This window comes from Fibrivirga algicola (genome assembly GCF_011742925.1).
Lineage (GTDB): Bacteria > Bacteroidota > Bacteroidia > Cytophagales > Spirosomataceae > Fibrella > Fibrella algicola.
On record NZ_WAEL01000003.1, the window covers coordinates 246,311 to 265,216 of the forward strand.

General features: G+C 50.7%; 17 protein-coding genes. 6 read left to right on the plus strand and 11 right to left on the minus strand.

Annotated features, from left to right (window positions below; all coding sequences use genetic code 11):
- Positions 1–83 precede the first annotated feature (83 nt).
- The 7 genes from F7231_RS09555 to F7231_RS09585 all read right to left on the minus strand — a co-directional run bounded on the left by F7231_RS09555 (position 84) and on the right by F7231_RS09585 (position 7,231).
- Positions 84–602 carry an HNH endonuclease gene (locus tag F7231_RS09555; protein WP_085410839.1) on the minus strand — a complete coding sequence of 173 codons (519 nt, stop codon included), beginning with the start codon at positions 600–602 and terminating at the stop codon, positions 84–86.
- Between the two features lie 100 nt (positions 603–702).
- Positions 703–1,170, minus strand: a complete 468-nt coding sequence (gene smpB, locus F7231_RS09560) for an SsrA-binding protein SmpB (RefSeq protein ID WP_085410840.1) — start codon at positions 1,168–1,170, stop codon at positions 703–705.
- Between the two features lie 481 nt (positions 1,171–1,651).
- The gene (locus F7231_RS09565; RefSeq protein ID WP_166691737.1) at positions 1,652–2,251 is read right to left on the minus strand and encodes an OmpH/Skp family outer membrane protein; all 600 of its coding nucleotides are present in this window, start codon (positions 2,249–2,251) and stop codon (positions 1,652–1,654) included.
- A gap of 36 nt (positions 2,252–2,287) precedes the next feature.
- Positions 2,288–2,647 carry a hypothetical protein gene (locus F7231_RS09570; protein ID WP_085410842.1) on the minus strand — a complete coding sequence of 120 codons (360 nt, stop codon included), beginning with the start codon at positions 2,645–2,647 and terminating at the stop codon, positions 2,288–2,290.
- 9 nt (positions 2,648–2,656) lie between these two features.
- Positions 2,657–5,080 carry a penicillin acylase family protein gene (locus F7231_RS09575; RefSeq protein ID WP_166691738.1) on the minus strand — a complete coding sequence of 808 codons (2,424 nt, stop codon included), beginning with the start codon at positions 5,078–5,080 and terminating at the stop codon, positions 2,657–2,659.
- Between the two features lie 126 nt (positions 5,081–5,206).
- Positions 5,207–6,355 carry a glycosyltransferase family protein gene (locus F7231_RS09580; RefSeq protein WP_166691739.1) on the minus strand — a complete coding sequence of 383 codons (1,149 nt, stop codon included), beginning with the start codon at positions 6,353–6,355 and terminating at the stop codon, positions 5,207–5,209.
- A 6-nt stretch (positions 6,356–6,361) separates the two neighbouring features.
- Positions 6,362–7,231 (minus strand): UDP-2,3-diacylglucosamine diphosphatase, encoded by an 870-nt coding sequence (locus F7231_RS09585; protein ID WP_085410845.1) that lies wholly within the window; start codon positions 7,229–7,231, stop codon positions 6,362–6,364.
- A gap of 93 nt (positions 7,232–7,324) precedes the next feature.
- Here F7231_RS09585 and F7231_RS09590 point away from each other — a divergent pair, with 93 nt between their 5' ends.
- Entirely contained in the window at positions 7,325–7,957 is a 633-nt protein-coding gene (locus F7231_RS09590; protein WP_166691740.1) for an acetyltransferase, read from the plus strand.
- An 85-nt stretch (positions 7,958–8,042) separates the two neighbouring features.
- Here the strand turns inward: F7231_RS09590 and fcl are convergent, their stop codons facing one another.
- Positions 8,043–8,984 carry a GDP-L-fucose synthase gene (gene fcl, locus F7231_RS09595; RefSeq protein WP_166691741.1) on the minus strand — a complete coding sequence of 314 codons (942 nt, stop codon included), beginning with the start codon at positions 8,982–8,984 and terminating at the stop codon, positions 8,043–8,045.
- A 173-nt stretch (positions 8,985–9,157) separates the two neighbouring features.
- Between fcl and F7231_RS09600 the strand changes: the two genes are divergently transcribed.
- Entirely contained in the window at positions 9,158–10,186 is a 1,029-nt protein-coding gene (locus tag F7231_RS09600; RefSeq protein ID WP_229369766.1) for a toxin-antitoxin system YwqK family antitoxin, read from the plus strand.
- A 96-nt stretch (positions 10,187–10,282) separates the two neighbouring features.
- On the opposite strand, the gene F7231_RS09605 is transcribed toward F7231_RS09600, so the two are convergent.
- The 3 genes from F7231_RS09605 to F7231_RS09615 form a co-directional block, all read right to left on the minus strand.
- Positions 10,283–11,200 carry a tetratricopeptide repeat protein gene (locus F7231_RS09605; protein WP_229365017.1) on the minus strand — a complete coding sequence of 306 codons (918 nt, stop codon included), beginning with the start codon at positions 11,198–11,200 and terminating at the stop codon, positions 10,283–10,285.
- A gap of 23 nt (positions 11,201–11,223) precedes the next feature.
- Positions 11,224–12,669 carry a DEAD/DEAH box helicase gene (locus F7231_RS09610; protein WP_166691742.1) on the minus strand — a complete coding sequence of 482 codons (1,446 nt, stop codon included), beginning with the start codon at positions 12,667–12,669 and terminating at the stop codon, positions 11,224–11,226.
- Positions 12,670–12,771: 102 nt separating this feature from the next.
- Positions 12,772–13,590: a porin family protein gene (locus tag F7231_RS09615; RefSeq protein ID WP_085414987.1), complete on the minus strand. Its 819-nt coding sequence runs from the start codon at positions 13,588–13,590 to the stop codon at positions 12,772–12,774.
- 41 nt (positions 13,591–13,631) lie between these two features.
- Between F7231_RS09615 and F7231_RS09620 the strand changes: the two genes are divergently transcribed.
- From F7231_RS09620 to F7231_RS09635, 4 genes are all read left to right on the plus strand, one after another.
- Positions 13,632–14,639, plus strand: coding sequence for a gliding motility protein GldB-related protein (locus F7231_RS09620; protein ID WP_208295570.1), 1,008 nt, complete (start codon positions 13,632–13,634; stop codon positions 14,637–14,639).
- A gap of 101 nt (positions 14,640–14,740) precedes the next feature.
- Entirely contained in the window at positions 14,741–16,555 is a 1,815-nt protein-coding gene (locus tag F7231_RS09625) for an ABC transporter ATP-binding protein (protein WP_085410851.1), read from the plus strand.
- A 96-nt stretch (positions 16,556–16,651) separates the two neighbouring features.
- Positions 16,652–17,062 (plus strand): Fur family transcriptional regulator, encoded by a 411-nt coding sequence (locus F7231_RS09630; protein WP_085410852.1) that lies wholly within the window; start codon positions 16,652–16,654, stop codon positions 17,060–17,062.
- Between the two features lie 18 nt (positions 17,063–17,080).
- On the plus strand, positions 17,081–18,898 hold the full coding sequence (locus F7231_RS09635) for a MutS-related protein (RefSeq protein WP_166691743.1): 1,818 nt from the start codon (positions 17,081–17,083) through the stop codon (positions 18,896–18,898).
- Positions 18,899–18,906: the final 8 nt, after the last annotated feature.

An 18,906-nucleotide genomic window follows, 5' to 3' on the forward strand; every position in this document is an offset into this window, starting at 1 on the left:
TCGGCCAGAAAAGGTTCGGTTATCCCAATTTGTTAACTAATTCAGCGTCAACAAAAAACCCGACTCCAGGTCGGGTTTGTCAATCAGTCATACATCCGCTCTCTCTTATTACTGAGAAAAGGCATCCAACTATCGTCTAAAACACCCGAGAATTCACGCAGAAAGACAATGAATGACGGCTTAAAGGGCTTATGACGCATGCGCATATTCGCTTCTTCCGGGGTAAAGTCACCTTTGCGGGAGTTACATCGCTTACAAGCGGTCAATAAATTGTCCCAGTTGGTTTTGCCGCCTCTCGACTTCGGGAGTACATGATCAAGAGTAAGATCGTCGGCAGTGCCACAATACTGACACGAGTGCCCATCACGTCTGAAAATGTTTTGTCGGGTGAGCATCACGCCTTTATAAGGTAGATGCACATACCGATTTAGACGGATCACGGTTGGCATTGGAAATGCCTTATCTACGGTCCGGAGGAAGAGTGCCTCCGATTCAGCTACAAGTTCGGCTTTGCTCAGGTATACAAGCAAAAATGCTTTAGGAACGGAACAGATGCTAAGCGCACTGTAATCTTGGTTTAAGACTAAAACTTTCCTGCCCATGTGTCGGTTGTAAGTCCTCTGTTTCGTAGCAATTTACATACTTATCCACATTTACCCAAGTCCTGTACACCCTAATATTTAGACTAGTCTTAGGTCTTATTCAGTCATCGTAATTACCGCGTTGCATGTTTCGCGAAACGTCACGCTCTTTAATGCTGTCGCGCTTGTCGAACATCTTTTTTCCTTTCGCCAGGGCAATGTCTAGTTTGGCAAATCCCCTTGGACTAGTATACAAGCGTACTGGTACGATTGTTAAGCCCTGATCTTTCAATTTTTCAGAAAGTTTACGAAGCTCGCGTTTGGTAAGCAGCAACTTACGATCGCGTAGAGGCTCGTGGTTATTATATGTTCCTTCCGTATAGGCCGAGATGCTCATCTGCCGGACAAACAACTCGTCGCCCAGAAATAGACAGTAGGCATCCTGCAGGTTCACTTTTCCCTGACGAATCGATTTTATCTCGGTGCCACTCAGAACAAGCCCGGCAGAATAAGTTTCAATAAATGCGTATTCAAACGAAGCTCTTCTGTTTCTGATGTCCACTTGTTTGACAATCGCTGTACTAGCCATTAAGGAAAGGTAATTAGGTGGTTTGTAAGGTATAGAAGGCAACGTACCCGTGCAACTTCAACGTCCTGTAAACAAAAAGAACCCCGGTCATGGGACCAGGGTTCGGAAAATTTACCAAATACTCGCTAAACCGTCAAAAAGCCGCTCGGCTGGCCAACGTTTCATACATAAGCTTGCGCATATGTATGGCATTGAAGCCACAGCCTCAGGACCCAATACGGCATCGACCAGCCAGAGCGATGTAAACGTCGACCTGTAAACAGATGCCAACGTAAGGCACTAGCAATAGGGCAAAAACAATGCCGGACTAGGTACAGTCCAGCCTGACAGCAATTTTTAGAGCCATAAATTCCCTTCTAAATGGGAGAAAAAATTTAGCTCACCTAATTGTTAGTGATCAGTAACATGCCGCAAAATGTATGCCATAAGAAAAGCCAACCCGTTTCATGGATTGGCTTTTCTTATGGCACGAATCGACGACTTATTTTTTTGTAGCAGTCTGCTTCTCTTTGTATTCTTTGTTCAAGCCATCAATAATGCGCTTAGTAGCATCGCTACCGCCATCGGCAAACAGGATATTACCTCCTTTCTGATAGCCCAGTACCATTTCGTACTTATTCTGGCTATTCACCTTCTTAAGGTAGTCGAATATCTGGTTGTATAGTTCATCGTCCTTTTGTGCTTTCTCAAGTGCCAGCCCCTGAGCAGCCCGCTCGCGGTACGCCATCAGATCCTGGTTCTTCTTTTCAAGCGAAGCCTGAGCGGCACGGCCCTGCTCCTGCGTCATGGTCTGAGCCCGCTGCTGAAAGAAAGCAACTTCGTTTTGCAATGACCGTCCACGCGTCTGAATATCATTCTCCAATTGATACTGCTTACTCTCAAGCACCTTACGGGTGTCTTTAAAATATTCGTAGTTCGCGGCCAGCGAGTCGATATTTACGTAAACAAGCTTACGGCCTTCGACCAGCTTTGGGGTTTCTTTTACGTCAGCACCTAACTTATGTTCCTTAAAATGGAGATAGTACAGTACGGCTACGGCGATGACGAGCACAACATTGATCGCCAGAGATGCATTCTTCACGAGCTAAATGATTATAAATTGGTTTGTATGACAAAGCTACGATTTTACGGCTATGGTCGGTAATACGGTTTGCCGAACCCAGTAACCTGCTAAGCCAGAGAATCCAGCGACTAAACCGCCTAGAACCGGCGTAAGCACCAGCAGATAGACAGGACTAGCGGGCAGTTTCATTACTTCACTCATCCGGCTGGTTAAAATCCCCCCCGACTGCACATGCTGAAGTAATGCGTACCCCAACCAAACCAGGCCTACTCCCAGAAAGCTAGCCAGAAAGGCCCGACCCCCGCTCATCGGCCGACCAAAGCAAAAGGCAAATGCAACAAGCGCTATACTCCACCAGGGTAATATGAGCTGAGCCAAGAGGCTCAGCAACGCAATCAAAAGAATTGGCAGCATGACGTGTACTTAGTTTAGTTTCCAGCGCACCGACGTACCTGCGGCACTGGGTGTTGACATGAATTGAAGCGGAGTTAACTGTCCACGGCGCCAGGGCTCCAGCATATTCAGGTAGTAGTGGCTACCCGGATTACCAGATTGTCCGCCCGGAACTGCCGCATAACCTTGCGGTTTGGGGCCTAGCGCCACAACAAGCCGCCACGATGGCCCCGTTCGGGTGGTAGTGGCGTTTACAACTGATGTACCGCCCCCCACCTGCACGTTCATTGCGCTCAATGCGTCGAGGCGGGTTAGGTGCGCAATACGCGTTGCTTTGGTGGTAGCCCACTGCCAGTTATTTCCTTGTGGTCCATGCCGTTTGGCCAGTGTATCAACCGTTGCTTGGAAACTGCGGGTGACGATATCGGCCAAAGTTTCGCGGATCGGTGTACGACTGTCATCAATCCAGCGGGCCGTTGGTTGCTCGTCAATCATACGCATAGTACGGTCGGCCGAAGGCATTTTCATGGGTAACGTGTCCGCATCAGGCATGTCGTCTGCCCAGAGCGCGTCCATGAATCGCTTTTCCCATTCCGAAAAGATGGTGGCACCAACCTCAGCAATATCATTGTTGAACCGCCATTGTTGCACGGTCTTTAGCGCCTGCTGCTGCGGGGCCGACAGAGTACCCGGACGTACCTGTGCTAGCAATTTAGGCAGCAGGCTGGCGGCGCGTAGGTTGTAGTTATCGTACTGCAACTTCGCCATGCTGTCTACAGTTGCCTTACCCATAGCCGTTAACCGCTGATTGATGCGCATACCCCGCTCAGGTGGCGCAAACTGCCAGTTTAAGTAATACGGGTATGTAGGATCAGTAGACGACTGGTTGGCCGATGACACAAAACCACGCGCCGGATTTTTCACATGCGGATTATGACCAGCCGGAATGTAGGCCATCCAGTCATCAGCTGGGTTTGTACCATCGAGCAAAAATTTACCTTGCTCTTTCTTTTTTAGAGGGAATCGCCCATTGGGTGCAATGGCAATGTCTTTGTTCACATCGGCATACACAAAGTTCTGAGCTGGTGAGCCATATGATAGTAGTGCCTCCCGGTAATCGTCGTGGTTTTTGGCCCGGTTCAATAGATAAAAACAGAGTAGCTCATTGGCAGGGTCATGGGCAACCCAGCGCACGGCATAGCCCACGGGGAAGTTCTTCGCGTAGGACTTCTGCCCCTGCGTATACATAACCGGTCCGTGATGCGTATATAAAACCGTGTCGATTACATCGGGCAGCCCCTTCACCTTCACTGTTTCGATACGTCGGGTGACCGGTTTCCACTTGTCATCATGCCAGTATTCCTGCCGGTTACTGTCTTTAAATTTAATCTTGTAGAAGTCGAGCACGTCAGAACCTACATTGGTTTCCCCCCAGGCAATATGTTCATTGAAGCCGCCAATTATTCCAGGCGAGCCGGGCATCGACGCCCCCATTACATTCATAGTAGGCGTGTGGAGTTGAATCAGGTACCAAATAGAGGGTAAGCTAAGCGACAGGTGTGGGTCATTTGCCAGAATCGGATAGCCCGTAGCTGATTTTTCGGCACTAATGGCCCAGTTGTTCGACCCGATTGCTGGATCATGACGCGGCCAATTTAGAGCAAAGTCCCCTTTTCCCGGCTTGGGGTTCATGGGCGACTTCAGGTAATAGACGGGCAGAAAATCCCATTTGGTACCAACCGGAATGATAGGGTCCTCTTTATGCGGATAGTCTGGAAAAAGGTCACGGGTAACGTCAGGGCCAAATTTGGCGAGTATGTTCGTCATGGCGACGTCATCGGCACCCAACGCCAGCACGCCCGACATGTATTTAAGGAAATACGCACATTTAATTGGTTGCCATTGCTCAGGGGCATACCCCAGTAACTTGTATTCAAGCGGATAATTAGCCGGTTTCAGTTGAGTAATGTAGGCGTTAATTCCAGCCGTATATGCCTCAATTGCTTCTTTGGTGCGTGGATCTTCCAGCATGAACGCAACTGATTTTTCGGCGGCGAAACCCATACCGAGCCGTCGATTGTATCGATCAAGTTCCAGCGCACGGTCGCCCACAATTTCGCTCAAACGGCCGGCAGCGGCATGGGTCTGAAATTCCATTTGCCATAACCGGTCTCGGGCCGTCAGGAAGCCCTGCGCGAAATAAGCATCGTGGTCATTTTGCGCGAAAACGTGCGGGATATGTAAGCTATCGAAGACTACCTCAACCGGTTCGCGTGTACCCTCAATATCGATTTCTTTCGCCTGAAGTTGATCTGGTTTCTCGGCGTTTTGCCAGAAGCCGGTAAACGGACTTAGCAAAGGGCCAACTGCTGGAACGGCACCCCAGCTACGATTTAGACTATATAGAAGCGCAACAGCAATGACAGTAGAAAGTAGTGCTTTCAGAATACGCATAGGAGATTGACCAATTTCGACCAAAATTGCGCATTTCCCGTCAGTTATCAATTATCAATGAACACCTATCAATAAACAATGATCGTGCTTTCGTAGCATTTCAGGTACGTTGGTAAGCAGCGGTGCTCATCGATAATTATTAACTGACAGTTGCCCACGTCCTGTACGTTGCGACTGCCCTTTTTGCTGCGCATTGGCTACACGGCTCAGCGAGGCTAGAAACAATCCACTCACCCGGCTTTGCCACTGCCGGAATCGCTTGTTAGCCTTAGTATCATGTTGAGCAAGGTACCCAATGAGTTGGGGCAAATCGAAAGTATCAGAGGCTATCCCCGCTCCGGCCCGTTGCCCATCAAGAGCATTGCAGGCCTGCTCATAATGATTGGGCTGCGGCATCATTAGCACAGGCTTACCCAGGTACATGGCTTCGCAGACCGACTCGAATCCAGCCGTAGAAATTACGGCTTTGCAACGCGCCATATCGACCAGGTATCGTTGCCCGTCCAATTGGCATTCCGTCAAGGTATCATCTACCTGTTCCTCCGAGTTGCCAATACCGGCATGGTAGTAACGCAAAGCCTGGCCGGGCTGCTGATGATGCGCACCATATACGACAGACCGTAGCCCTGACTGTGTTGTGTAGGCCAGAAAGAACGATTCAGCCGTCGGTTTGAGCGCCGCAATCTCACTCCTCAGCAAGGGCGGTACTACTCGAAGCCGCTGCTCAGGTACGTCTGACTGTTGATCAAACGACAAACCCAACAGTTCGGTGGAGCCAACAGCGTTTAAGCGAACCAGGGCAAGAAAGCACACTTTGTCGAGCCATTTTTTGGCCGGAAACGGGAAGTCAGGATGCAGCGCCATGAACTGATGGGCCACACTGATCACAGGCACCGTCGGTTTATGAAACGCATAGGTCAACCCACAGAGCAACTCAAAAAAATTGATTACCACATCGGGTTGCTCCCGCTCTATCGTCTCATGCAATTGCCGCATACTATTTCGGAATGTACCCAGTTGCGTGAAAGCCCTCCGTACCGTAGCGCCCAGGTTGAGCCGGTTTGTAGTTGGGCAATACACCAGCTCGGGGGTTGTGAGCGGTGTATGAGGCGCCGGAAACTGTTCGGCGAAAAAGGCAGGAATAGGCCGCCGTTCGGCTAAACCAACCATTGCCTGGACTACCTCGTGGCCAGCCGCCTGGAGGATTTGGGCCAACGAGATGGCCTGGGTAAGGTGACCTCGTCCTTCGCCCTGAATAATAAATAAGAAGCGCATCGTTGGTTAGCGTTTTGAAAAAACTTCGCTTAAAAGCACAGATGGAATGGGGGCATTGCCAGTTAGTGGAATCCCTTCCTCCGCTTCATCAGTCTCAGCCAAACAGGCACTGGCTGCCATGTCTGATGAGTAGTACAGTAAATTCCAGTTACCCTCGTGATCTTCGACCAGCGCGCTCAACGACTCCACCCAGTCGCCTGAGTTCATGTAGGTCAGTCCGTTGATTTGCCGGATGGCGGGTTGGTGAATATGGCCGCAGATGATACCGTCGCACTGACGAGCGCGGGCCAGTTCGGTAAGTTTTTCTTCAAAGTCAGAGATGTAGCTTACGGCCGACTTTATTCGCTGCTTCACCGTCTGCGAGAGCGAATAATAGGACAGGCCACGCCACGACCGATACTGGTTGTAGAACTTATTGACCCAGAGTAACCAGGTGTAGCCCAAGTCGCCCAGATAGGCCAGCCACTTCATATGTGACGTGATCGAATCGAACACATCACCGTGGGTTACGTAAAAACGACGTACCCCGATGGCACTCGCCGATGACAGAATGTAATCGCGCTGAATACGGAAATTCCGGCCAACCTGAAGCGGTAAGACCTGATCCAGAAAGTCATCATGATTGCCCCGTAGGTAGATGACTTTGGTATCGTGATGAACGATTTGCTTTAAAACGACCTTAAAAAAGGCAGTGTGTTTTTTCTTCCAGACACCGTGCTGCCGAAGCTGCCACCCGTCGATGATATCGCCGTTGAGAATAAGCTTCTGACATGAATGGGACTTCAGGAAATCTGCGGCCTCCCTGGCCTTCGATCCGGCAGTGCCGAGGTGCAGGTCGGATAACACAATGGTCCTGAACAGCGTTGCCTGTTTCATGACCCAAACTTACCCGCTACATATAAACTGGCTTTTATCAACTGATTACTAAATCAATATGATACGAGCGTCAATATTGTCTTCTTGTTACGAATGGAAAATCCCGTATTGATTTTTGGCGCCGGCACGCTCGGCCTTACTGCCCTGGACATTTTTCAGCGCAATTCAGTGGTCGTTTACGGCCTGCTCGACGATGACCAAGCCTTGCATGGTCAGGAATTTGGTGTTGTACCCGTTCTTGGCGACACCGACGACGATGGTTTTCTGAAACTCATTGGTCAGAAATGCGAAGCCTTCGTTGCCATTGGTGATGGTCGGGTACGTAAGAAGCTGGTGAAGCTGCTGAACGAGCGCCGCAAAACACAACCCGTCAATGCTATTCATGATACGGCAGTGGTCTCGGCTATGGCCACGATTGGTCATGGCAACCTGATTGCTGCCCGGGCCGTTGTTAACCCAATGGCTACGGTGGGGCAACATTGCCTTGTGCTGGCGGGTGCAATCGTAGACAGCCGCGCCACCCTTGGCGATTATGTGCAGGTGGGTCCTGGGGCGGTGATAAACAGTGGCGTTACACTGGAAGAAGGTGCCTACATCGGCACTGGGGCTATCCTTGTTTCAGGCATAACCGTTGGCAAAAATGCCCGCGTTGGGGCCGGTTCCGTAGTCGTTGAGAACGTACCCGCGAACACGACTGTATTTGGCAACCCAGCGAAAGGGTTGTGATGTTTGGTTAGACTGAAGTTTGATGTTGCGCTGCTAATTAACCCATTTCCGGCTTAGCAGCACAACATCAACCCTCAAACCAATACTAGCTAACGTACACCTCCTCATTCTTGAGGAAATCCTGGTACGTCTTTTTAAGGCCTTCTGGTAAGTCGATTTTGTGTTTGTAGCCCATTGAGTGCAGACGCGATACATCCATCAGTTTGCGGGGCGTACCATCAGGCTTTTCTGTATTCCAGCGGAGTTCGCCTTCAAACCCAACAACGTCTTTCACCATCTCAGCCAGATTACGAATCGTCAGGTCTTCGCCAGTGCCAACATTGACAAACTGCTCACCATCGTAGTTATTCATCAGGAATACACACGCTTCGGCCAGATCATCGGCATGCATGAACTCGCGCAAGGGCGAACCAGTGCCCCATACTTCAACAAATGGCTGACCGTTTACTTTCGCCTCGTGGAATTTCCGGATTAGCGCGGGTAACACGTGAGAGCCCTGTAGGTCATAATTGTCATTTGGGCCGTACAGGTTCGTGGGCATTGCCGAAATGAAATTGGCCCCGTATTGAATCCGATATGATTCGCACAGCTTGATACCCGCGATCTTAGCAATCGCGTAAGGTTCGTTGGTCGACTCCAGAAAACCGCTCAGCAGTGAGTCTTCTTTCAGTGGCTGGGGTGCCATTTTCGGATAAATACATGACGACCCGAGAAACAGCAGTTTTTTCACACTTTGCTGGTAAGCCTGATGAATCACGTTGGCTTCAATCATCAGGTTTTCATATAGAAAATCGGCCCGATAAATGTTGTTGGCTAAAATACCACCTACTTTAGCCGCCGCCAGAAATACATAATCGGGTTGTTGCTCGGCAAAAAAGTCGGCTACAGCCGCTTGATTACGAAGATCCAACTCCGATGAGGTACGAGTAATAATCGATGTATACCCGCCAGCCTCTAATTGCCGAACAATAGCCGAGCCCACCATACCCCGGTGACCAGCAACATAAATTTTAGCCTGTTTTTCCACTGTGTATCAATCCGTGGCCTGTTCTGAATAGTTGAGCCCGTTTTTGTGAAATATTCGTAATAATAACGCGTTGCATCCGTAACGGTACAAAGTTAACAGGCTTCACGTACCCAACGATTCCCGTCTACTCATAAACCTAGCCTTTGGGGCATTAATCATATTAAATACCAACCATGTATCGTTGCAGCCTCTTTTTCCTTCTTCTGTTTGCAACTTCCGTTGCCAGTGGTCAAACCGCTCCGTCGGCCCTGACCACGTCTGGCGGCCCCCCTGTAGCTGTTCCTAAAAAACAGAAGGGTGCTTTTCTGAAAAAAGTAGCCGAGCAGGCAGGTATTCCATCGGCCGTGGTCGATAATCCACTGTCAACTACGGCCTACGGCCTGCCCGGTGTCTCCAAAAAAGACTCTTCGGGAAGTATGCTCAGCGATGTACTCGGTAGCAGCATTCCTGATCTGGGACTGAAACTTAGTTCGTTCAAGAAAAATAAAGGCGAAAAGCGGGAGAAGAAAAAAGCGTCCAAAACCGATTACGAAGGCATACCCATGCTTCGGCAGTTTATCAAAACAGGTTCGGGAGATCGGACCATCGTTCACGAATTTCATGTCCTGAAAACCTGGCAGGATCCCAGTCCCTACGTACCTGAGACTTTTGGATATAATCCCAAAGAGGCCCGAATTAAGGTAATTACCAAAGACATGAATGGCGTTTACCTGATGCATGGGCCATATAAACGCTTTCAGAATGGCGACCTTGTTGAAGAGGGGTTTTACTACCTCGGCACCAAAGATGGGCGATGGGAGAAGTACGATGCTAAATTCATGCTGACCGATAAGGTTCGCTACCATCATGGATTCCCGGCCGAGGCACACATTACGTATTATGACTCGGCCCACACGAAGGTAAAAGAGATGATGCCTTACGAGTACGGAAAGCGGAATGGAACGTACCTGGCTTATTACCCCAATGGGCAGCTTGCCGAAATTGGCAAATACGACAATGGCGTGAAGGTGGGCCGCTGGACCGAGTACTACCAAAACAGCACCCGCCGGTTCCGACGTCGGGTTACGCAATACGCCCGCGACCGATGGGAGACTGATGCCGAACCCATCGTTTTATCGGAATGGGATGAAAAAGGGAAAATCACGTTCGAGCGGCCGAAAGAAAAGGACACAGCCAGTGAAGAAGAGGAAGAAGCACAGTAAAGTTGTGCTATAGACTCCGGTTCGTTCTAGCTATTTACCAAAAACGCCCCATGAAGCTGACTTCGCGGGGCGTTCTTGTATATACTAAATAGGTTGCTATTTGAACACACCCAGCGGATCGGGCTGTTTAGCTAGCAACTGTTGCATATAGGTTAGATCCAAGCTCGAAATCTCGATCTTATAAGCCTTGTGCAAGTACAACCACGCCGAACGGTAGTCTGCTTGCAGGTAACTGGCAATAGACAGTTTTGAATAAGCCATCGCATGATCGGGGCGCAAGAAGAGAGCCCGCTGCAAATGCTCACGTGCATCGGCCAGACTAGCCGTATCTGACTTCACCTGGTACTGCTCCAGCTCAACGGTAGCCAGATCGGTCAGCATCACAGCGTTTGTATCCGACAAGGCCACGCCCCGCTTCAACATACGTACGGCTTCGGTGAGCTGATTACGCTGGTACGAAACAACGCCCAGCCCCCAGTACACATCGGGGTTCTTTTCGTTGAGGATATACGCCAAATTGAATCGGTATGCCGCGGTATCCAGCTGCGCTTCGGCAATGTACTCCCAACCACGCTGGGCGAAAAACTGGCTGGCTTCCTCGCGGGTCGTAAAGCTCTGATCGCAATCATTCAGGAAACGAATTTCGTCTTCAATCTGACGAGGCGATTTTGAGCGCTCACCAAAGAGTGGCACGATGCGGGCATCTATAACGCGTTCGGCAGTAGCTGAAGCTTTACCGTTTTCTACGCTGGCCGACGCAATGACCCGCGACGCCGAAAGGTCTGCAGTTTGGCTATCCGGGTGTTGCGCCTCCGTTGTTTTTGCCGGAGTTGGCTTCACCGCCTTTACCATAACCGGCGTTCGGGCCTGACCCAGCGCTAGTCCGGGTAGCAGCAATAACATGAGGGCAGTTGCTTCCCAGGCCCGTAGCAACGTACCCGGTGAGAATGAATGATACACTGATCCTGACTGCTGATGATAAGGTTGCATAGCTACCGTAGAACGACGGGGCATTGAAGTTAGTACATTGAGACTAATTACCGACGTCCGGCCCGTGGTTTTTTTGGGCCCTTTGGCGCTGACCCTGAGCGACCTGCGGGTCTACCGCCCGGCCGCGCTGTCGATTTTTTTAATGCGCTGGCAGGACGGCCTACACTTGGCGTGCTGCTTTTCGATGCCCTCACCTTCCTGTCACGGCCAGGATGTTCTTTTTTCTCATGGAAAGCCCCCTTAAATGTAGGGTCTTCTTTCTTTCGCTGTTCGTCAATCTCACGCAACATATCCTGCTGCTCCTCGAACGGCGTTTCTACCTGAAAGACAGCTTCAGGGATGGGGCGGCGGGGTACCTTCATCTTGATGATCTTTTCGATCTTCTCCACGTGGTACATCTCAGCCATGGTCACAAACGTAATCGCTTCGCCTGTGTGGTTGGCCCGCCCCGTCCGGCCAATTCGGTGTACGTAATCTTCGTAAATGATAGGTACGTCGAAGTTGATTACGTGCGACACTTCCGCTACGTCGATGCCCCGCGCCGCCACATCGGTTGCCACCAATACCCGTACGTTGCCTTCCTTAAATGCCTCCATTGAGTTTATTCGGGTATTCTGCCCTTTGTTGGCGTGGATTACCCGCACTTCTCCTTTTTCGAGCACTTTGCGGCCGAGAAATTTATAAATGTTCTCAACGTTGGTTTTGGTACGGGCGAACACAATAACGCGCTGAAACGTATCCTGCGTAATCAGGTGATTCAGTAGGTTGATCTTTGTCCGGAAGTTGGGCACCTCGTAGATAACCTGATCAACCATTTTAGCCGTCATCGTTTCTGGCGTTACCTCCAGGCGAATCGGTGCTTCCAGGAATTCAGATGACAGGCGTTCTACGCGATCAGGAAACGTTGCGGAGAAAAGCAAATTCTGCCGTTTGCGGGGAATAACCTCCAGAATGGCTCGGATCTGCGGCATAAAGCCCATATCCATCATCTTGTCGGCTTCATCGAGGATCATCGTTTTCAGATCCTTCGTTACCACCTCCCCTACCCGGTACAAATCGTTGAAGCGCCCCGGGGTAGCTACAATAATGTCAACGCCAGCTTTCAACTGCTCAATCTGCTTTTTGGGACCTAAACCGCCATACAACGCTACGTGGCGTATATCGGTATGCTTGGCAAGTTCAGTAATGGCCTGATCAATCTGCATGGCCAGTTCGCGGGTAGGAGCCAGAATAAGCACCCTGGGGTTTACGCCCTGCGCGTACTTAATGCGCATCAGCACGGGAAGCAGGTAAGCAGCGGTTTTGCCCGTACCGGTCTGCGCAATGCCCAACACATCATGGTTTGCCAGGATGGTTGGTATGGCTTTCTGCTGAATGGGTGTCGGTTCGGTATAGCCCGCTTCGGCTACGGCGTTGAGTAACTGTCGGTTGAGCGCAAAGTCATCAAACGACGGCGTTTTCTCTGGCGTTGGCTCAGGTGATGTTGAATTCATACTACAAAGATAGCTCTAAGTCAGCGAGTCCTGAGCGTGGAAAGTCTTGCTAAACAAGGTGCTTACGACTTTTCGGGCTCAGGACTCGTAGAGGTAGAACCACTAAAACTTGAATCCCATCTCAATAGCGACAGTATTATTTCTCGATTCGAGCGAATTCTCCCGAAACACATTAACTAATCCGCGTTGATAGCTTAGACCCACATTCACCGCGTTTACGTTGTTTATCTTGTACTGAATGCCCGCCCCAAGCAATACGCCAAAATCGGCAAATCCATATTGACGCTGATAGCTACCACTTTTTACAGCCTGCCTGTACAGTGGATTCGTCGTTTGGTCAAGCGCTTTTTCGGCCAGTTTTACATCCACCAGTCCGCCGCATTGAATGTAGCCGCGCATACTGGGGCCTATTTCGTTGGCGTACATTTTCACCGTAAGCGGAATTTGCAGGTATTGCAGGTTATACACCGACTCGCCCGGAGCCTGACCGGGCCGAAAAACGTCCTGCCCAAACGAACCTGGGACAACAAACGACGACCGTTTAATGGTGTACCAAAGCCCCGAGCTAAACGAATACCTGTCTTTGAAGAAGAAATAATCGAGCGAAGGGCCGACGCTCATACGCACCCCAACACCATTGGGTTGAAATTGACTATAAGCCCCTACCCCCTCGGCTGTGTTGTACGAAAAGCTCGGTGCAAACCGGAAACTCATCTCGATGAGGTGCGTAGGCCGCGCAAAATCAGGCTCCTGGTTGGCCCGACGCTGGTCACGTTCATATTCGTAGTCACGCGAAATGGTAGCCGGAGGACGTTTTGTTGACGACGTACCTGACCGCCGCAACTGCGCCAGCGAAGGCGACGCCAGTAACAGGGCTATCACTGCCCCAAGAAGCAGGCTGGGGGCTGCAACTTTTTCCATAATTTTGCACGTTTCAAAGACAGCTAAAAATGCCATCTCATATGGGAGTTAGGGTCAGCTCACGCCGGTTTGCCAATTTATTGACAACCAGCCTGAGCCTTCTTTTGTCTATAGTATTCAATTCTTGTACCAAACCCGAACCGGTCTCTATTGAACGGCTCGACCAGGCCCTGTTTGCCAGCAAGTCGCCGGCCGACGTTCAGGCTTTTTTGGCAAAACACCGGAATGTCGCTCAATTGTACTTTAACGCGACAGACCCAGATTCTGATACAGCCCTAATCGCAGAACTTACTGCCCGGGTTACAAATCCGGAATTACAAGTCCTCTATCAGCAAACCCAAACCGAATTTGGTACTGCCGACAAACTCACAGACCAGTTCACAGAGGCTTTCGCTAATATAAAGCGCGACTTCCCTACGTTCAAGCAACCCCGCGTGGCCACGTTCATTACAGGCTTCATGGGACCTGATCTAGTTGTCACTGATAGCCTGATCCTCATTGGCATTGATTACTTCGCCGGGCCATCTGCTAAGTACCGCCCTCGCGGCGACGAGTTTCCGCAATACATTCTTCGTCGATACGCTCAGCCTTACATTGTTCCTACTATCGTTCGACTTCTCTCCGACCGGTTCAACGAGCAGGACCGAGCCGATCAATCCTTGTTGGCTGACATGGTCTACAATGGCAAAAGTCTGGTTTTTACCCGTGCTATGCTGCCTGAAGTTCCCGACAGCGTCATCATTGGTTATTCAGACCGCCAACTGACCGAAACGTTTAATGCCCAGGATCAAGTTTGGGCACATTTCATCGACAATCAACTGCTTTACCAAACAAATCCCGACATCAAAAAGCGGTACATGGGCGAACGACCCTTTACTGCTGAGATTGGTAACCGCTGCCCTGGCCGCATTGGCGACTGGCTGGGATGGCGCATTGCAAGCCGCTACTACGACGAGAAAAAGGGGTCTATTCCAGACCTTATGAAGAACGCAAATGCCCGACAAATCTTTCAGGAATCGGGTTATAAAGGACAAAAAGACGATTTATAGAAACATCATCCACTTTGAGGGTCACTAGCTAGTCATCTGGTAGTAAGAATGGCTAGACATACCTCCACTCAATAACTCGAAGAGAATGATATTTTTTTACTATGGCAAAACGAGGTAAAAATTTCGGAGAAGAGGCCCCCGAAGAAGACAAAAAGAAAGTGAGCGGTGAAGCGTTGCGCCGGGCGGCACGGCTATTTGCGTTCGTAAGGCCTTACCGCACACAGTACGCAATTGGGTTTCTCTTTCTGCTACTTTCTACGGCTACTACGCTTAGCTTCAGCCTAATTATTCGTGAAGTAACCAATGTGCTTGATGGCAAATCGGCGTTTACGCTGAATCAGATCATCCTGTTTTTTGTCGCCGTGCTAGTAGGACAAGCTATATTCTCGTTCTTCCGCATTTACTTTTTTGCGCAGGTCAGCGAACGGTCAATGGCTGATATTCGCCGGGCGGTGTACAACAAAATGGTGACGTTGCCGATTCCATTTTTCGAGCAGCGCCGGGTAGGTGAGCTAACCAGCCGGTTGTCTTCAGACGTATCGCAGCTACAGGATGTGCTGTCGCTCACGCTGGCTGAGTTTTTCCGCCAGATTGCCACGCTCATTTTCGGTACGGTTGCTATTCTGTACCTATCCTGGAAACTCACGCTATTTATGCTGGGTACGTTCCCGTTGCTGATCGTGGCAGCCATGTTCTTTGGTCGCTTCATCCGGAAACTCTCGAAGCAGGCGCAGGACGAACTAGCTAACGCTAGTGTGATCGTCGAGGAGACACTTCAGGCCATCAACGTGGTAAAAGCTTTTACCAATGAGCGCTATGAAGCGCAACGCTATGGGTCAGCCCTCAGCCGGGTAGTAGGCATTGCCCTGCGGTCGGCCAAGTATCGGGGTATGTTTGTGTCGTTTGTGATTACAGCCCTTTTCGGCAGCATTGTCGGCGTACTCTGGTATGGCGGAAACCTGGTCATCAGTGGCGAGATGGTGCTGGCCGACCTTATCACCTTCCTGTTCCTGATGGCCTTTATTGGTGGTTCAGTGGCGGGCATGGGTGATCTGTATGCGCAGATTCAGCGTACTATTGGCGCATCAGAACGAATCATGGACTTGCTCAACGAAGCGCCTGAGGTTGATATCGTTTCACCAGCTACTACGCTGGCGGCACCGTTAGCAGGTGATGTGGCGTTTGATAACGTCCGCTTCTCGTATCCGTCGCGCCCTGATATTGAGGTTCTCAAAGGCATTTCGCTACGGGTAGAATCGGGTCAGAAAATTGCGCTGGTCGGTCAAAGTGGGGCGGGTAAATCAACGATCGCGCAGCTTCTGATGCGGTATTATCCTCTCGTCAGTGGGGAGATAACCGTTGATGGCCGGTCGATCACCGATTATGACGTAACGAATCTTCGGCAGCACATTGCCATTGTACCGCAGGAAGTTATGTTGTTTGGTGGCACCATCGAAGAAAACATCCGGTACGGTAAGCCCGAGGCAACCGCCAACGAAATCAGCGAAGCGGCACGCCGTGCTAATGCGCTTGGCTTTATTGAGTCGTTTCCAGAAGGCTTGAAAACCCTTGTTGGCGAGCGGGGCGTCAAGCTTTCAGGCGGGCAGCGGCAACGCATTGCGATCGCACGGGCCATTCTAAAAGACCCAGCCATCCTGATTCTTGACGAAGCGACCTCATCGCTCGATGCCGAGTCGGAGCGGTTGGTACAGGAAGCCCTGGATGAACTGATGCAGAACCGTACTACGTTAATTATTGCGCACCGGCTGGCCACGATTCGTAAAGTCGATCAGATTTACGTACTACGCGACGGGCTTATTGCTGAGCAGGGAACCCACGACGAACTCGCTGCCCTCGACGACGGGCTGTATGCTAATCTGGTTAAATTGCAGTTCGAAACTTCCGACACCTTATGATGAATGAGCGAACTAGGCCTTACGATAAACGCACCTCATTTGAACGCCGACGTGTAGGTTGAAAAGCATCCATCGTTCTTTATTAAACTAGTTGCCATGACTCCAGCACAGACGTTAAAAGACCATGATCTGCGGCATACCAGCAACCGGCTGGAGATGCTCGATTTGTTTCTGCAAACCGACCATGCACTGGCTCATGGCGACATTGAGTCTCGCCTTGGTCCCGACTACGACCGGGTAACGATCTACCGTACCCTCCGTACATTTCTCGACAAGGGCATTGTGCACAAGGTACTCGATGACGCAGGAGACCCGAAGTACGCGCTTTGCCGAACAACCTGCGGCAAAGATGATCATCACCACGACCACGTTCACTTTAAATGCCGGCAGTGTGGACAAACCACCTGTTTAGATTCAGTTCAGATCCCGGCTATTGCCCTGCCTAGTGGCTACAGTAGGCAGGAGACAAATCTGCTCATTCAGGGTACGTGCCCCGACTGTGTGTAGCCCTGTATATCCCACCAAATGACCGCTTTCACAGACCGCCAGCGCGGTTTTCAACAACAGGCCGACGCTGAACAGCAACGGTATAATCAATTAGCGATCTGGCGTTTAGCCTGGTTTGTTTGTTCAGCTGTGGCTGTGTGGCTGCTACTCATTGGCCATCAGTCCACCTGGGCGCTTATTGCCAGCCTGATTGGATTGGTCGTTTTCGCCCGGATGATGACCTGGCACCGGGCCGTTCGTCGTCACCGTGATTTGAACCGGCATTTGGTTACGCTAAACGATGACGAACAACAACGGCTTGACCGGAAGTTTACCCGCCCGGAAACAGGCGCAGCCTTTGCACCTGTCGATCACGCCTATGCCCATGATCTGGATGTATTCGGTAAGCATTCTCTGTTCCGCCTTTTAAACCGGACTCACACCCACGATGGCGCTGCCCGGTTAGCGCACTACCTACTGACACCTGCGCAACCTCATGTTATCTTTCTAAGGCAAGAGGCGGTGAAGGCCCTTACGCCACATATTAACTGGCGGCAGGACTTTGAGGCCACAGCCATGCTTAACGAATCGATTGGCCTACCTACTTCAGGGCTACGTACCTGGGCAATGGGGACAACGCTCCTACCGGCGTGGCTCAACGTGGCCCGGTTTCTTTTACCGGTGCTTACCCTCGGTTTGTTTGTAAGCTGGGTAATGGGGTACGTTCCCGGATTGACTGTACTGGCGGCTATCGCCGCTCACGGAGCAGTGCTAAGCCCATTCAGGCACACAACTAAGCTAATTAGCGAACAGACCCACGACATCGCCCAGTCGCTTGCCGACTTTGCTGATCTGTTCCGATTTGTGGAGAGTAGCCCCGGCGATTCTATTCAGCTCGCTGATTTACGCAAACAGCTTAAATCAGGGCAGTTAACAGCTTCAGCGGCGGTAAGGCAGTTAGCCCGACTGGTAGAAAATTTCAACTTCCGTCGTAACCCTTATTTCTACCTCTTCATTGGCCTGCCTACCCTGTGGGACGTCCAGTATCTGGTGGCCCTGAATCGCTGGCGGGCGCAATACGGGCCTTTATTAGCTGACTGGTTTTCGGCCCTGGCCGAAGCTGAAGCGCTGAACAGCCTGGCCGGTTTTGCCTGTGCTCATCCTGACTACGTACAGCCCGAGTTATTTGAAGACGACGCTGTACACGTTGATGCACAGCACGTAGCGCATCCGCTTATCCCGCCGGGGCGGGCCGTAGCTAACTCATTGGCATTCGATGGTTTGGGGAAAACTACGCTGATTACGGGCTCCAACATGTCGGGAAAAAGTACATTTTTGCGCACTATTGGCCTCAACGTAGTGCTGGCACAGGCAGGTGCGGTTGTTGCCGCCCAACGCTTTGTTTGTTCGCCCGTTCAGGTCTACACCAGTATGCGGACGCAAGACTCACTCGAAGAGAATACATCTTCATTCTATGCAGAACTAAAACGGCTGCGTACCCTGATTCAGCTGACCCAGGCAGAACCAACCGCAAATGCCACCACCGAACAGCCATCTTCTGGGCTGCCGATTCTATATTTTCTAGATGAGATTTTGAAAGGCACCAACTCGGCTGATCGGCACAAAGGTGCTGAAGCGTTGATTCGACAGTTGCACCGTACGAAGGCATCGGGGTTTGTGTCAACTCACGACCTGGAGTTAGGCCAATTGGGCGAATCAGTTGATTTTGTGGCCAACTACCACTTTCAGTCTGATATACACGAGGGGAAAGTAACGTTCGATTATCGGCTTCGCCCCGGTATTTGCCAAAGCTTCAACGCCAGCCAGTTAATGAAGGCGATTGGTATTGAGTTGTGAGGTAGGAA

What these genes read in the sequence shown, in the direction of transcription:
- F7231_RS09555 (WP_085410839.1), bottom strand. Translation starts at nt 602, where the DNA reads ATGGGCAGGAAAGTTTTAGTCTTAAACCAAGATTACAGTGCGCTTAGC.
- smpB (WP_085410840.1), bottom strand. Translation starts at nt 1,170, where the DNA reads ATGGCTAGTACAGCGATTGTCAAACAAGTGGACATCAGAAACAGAAGA.
- F7231_RS09570 (WP_085410842.1), bottom strand. Translation starts at nt 2,647, where the DNA reads ATGCTGCCAATTCTTTTGATTGCGTTGCTGAGCCTCTTGGCTCAGCTC.
- F7231_RS09575 (WP_166691738.1), bottom strand. Translation starts at nt 5,080, where the DNA reads ATGCGTATTCTGAAAGCACTACTTTCTACTGTCATTGCTGTTGCGCTT.
- F7231_RS09580 (WP_166691739.1), bottom strand. Translation starts at nt 6,355, where the DNA reads ATGCGCTTCTTATTTATTATTCAGGGCGAAGGACGAGGTCACCTTACC.
- F7231_RS09585 (WP_085410845.1), bottom strand. Translation starts at nt 7,231, where the DNA reads ATGAAACAGGCAACGCTGTTCAGGACCATTGTGTTATCCGACCTGCAC.
- F7231_RS09590 (WP_166691740.1), top strand. Translation starts at nt 7,325, where the DNA reads ATGGAAAATCCCGTATTGATTTTTGGCGCCGGCACGCTCGGCCTTACT.
- F7231_RS09600 (WP_229369766.1), top strand. Translation starts at nt 9,158, where the DNA reads ATGTATCGTTGCAGCCTCTTTTTCCTTCTTCTGTTTGCAACTTCCGTT.
- F7231_RS09605 (WP_229365017.1), bottom strand. Translation starts at nt 11,200, where the DNA reads ATGCCCCGTCGTTCTACGGTAGCTATGCAACCTTATCATCAGCAGTCA.
- F7231_RS09610 (WP_166691742.1), bottom strand. Translation starts at nt 12,669, where the DNA reads ATGAATTCAACATCACCTGAGCCAACGCCAGAGAAAACGCCGTCGTTT.
- F7231_RS09615 (WP_085414987.1), bottom strand. Translation starts at nt 13,590, where the DNA reads ATGGAAAAAGTTGCAGCCCCCAGCCTGCTTCTTGGGGCAGTGATAGCC.
- F7231_RS09620 (WP_208295570.1), top strand. Translation starts at nt 13,632, where the DNA reads ATGGGAGTTAGGGTCAGCTCACGCCGGTTTGCCAATTTATTGACAACC.
- F7231_RS09625 (WP_085410851.1), top strand. Translation starts at nt 14,741, where the DNA reads ATGGCAAAACGAGGTAAAAATTTCGGAGAAGAGGCCCCCGAAGAAGAC.
- F7231_RS09630 (WP_085410852.1), top strand. Translation starts at nt 16,652, where the DNA reads ATGACTCCAGCACAGACGTTAAAAGACCATGATCTGCGGCATACCAGC.
- F7231_RS09635 (WP_166691743.1), top strand. Translation starts at nt 17,081, where the DNA reads ATGACCGCTTTCACAGACCGCCAGCGCGGTTTTCAACAACAGGCCGAC.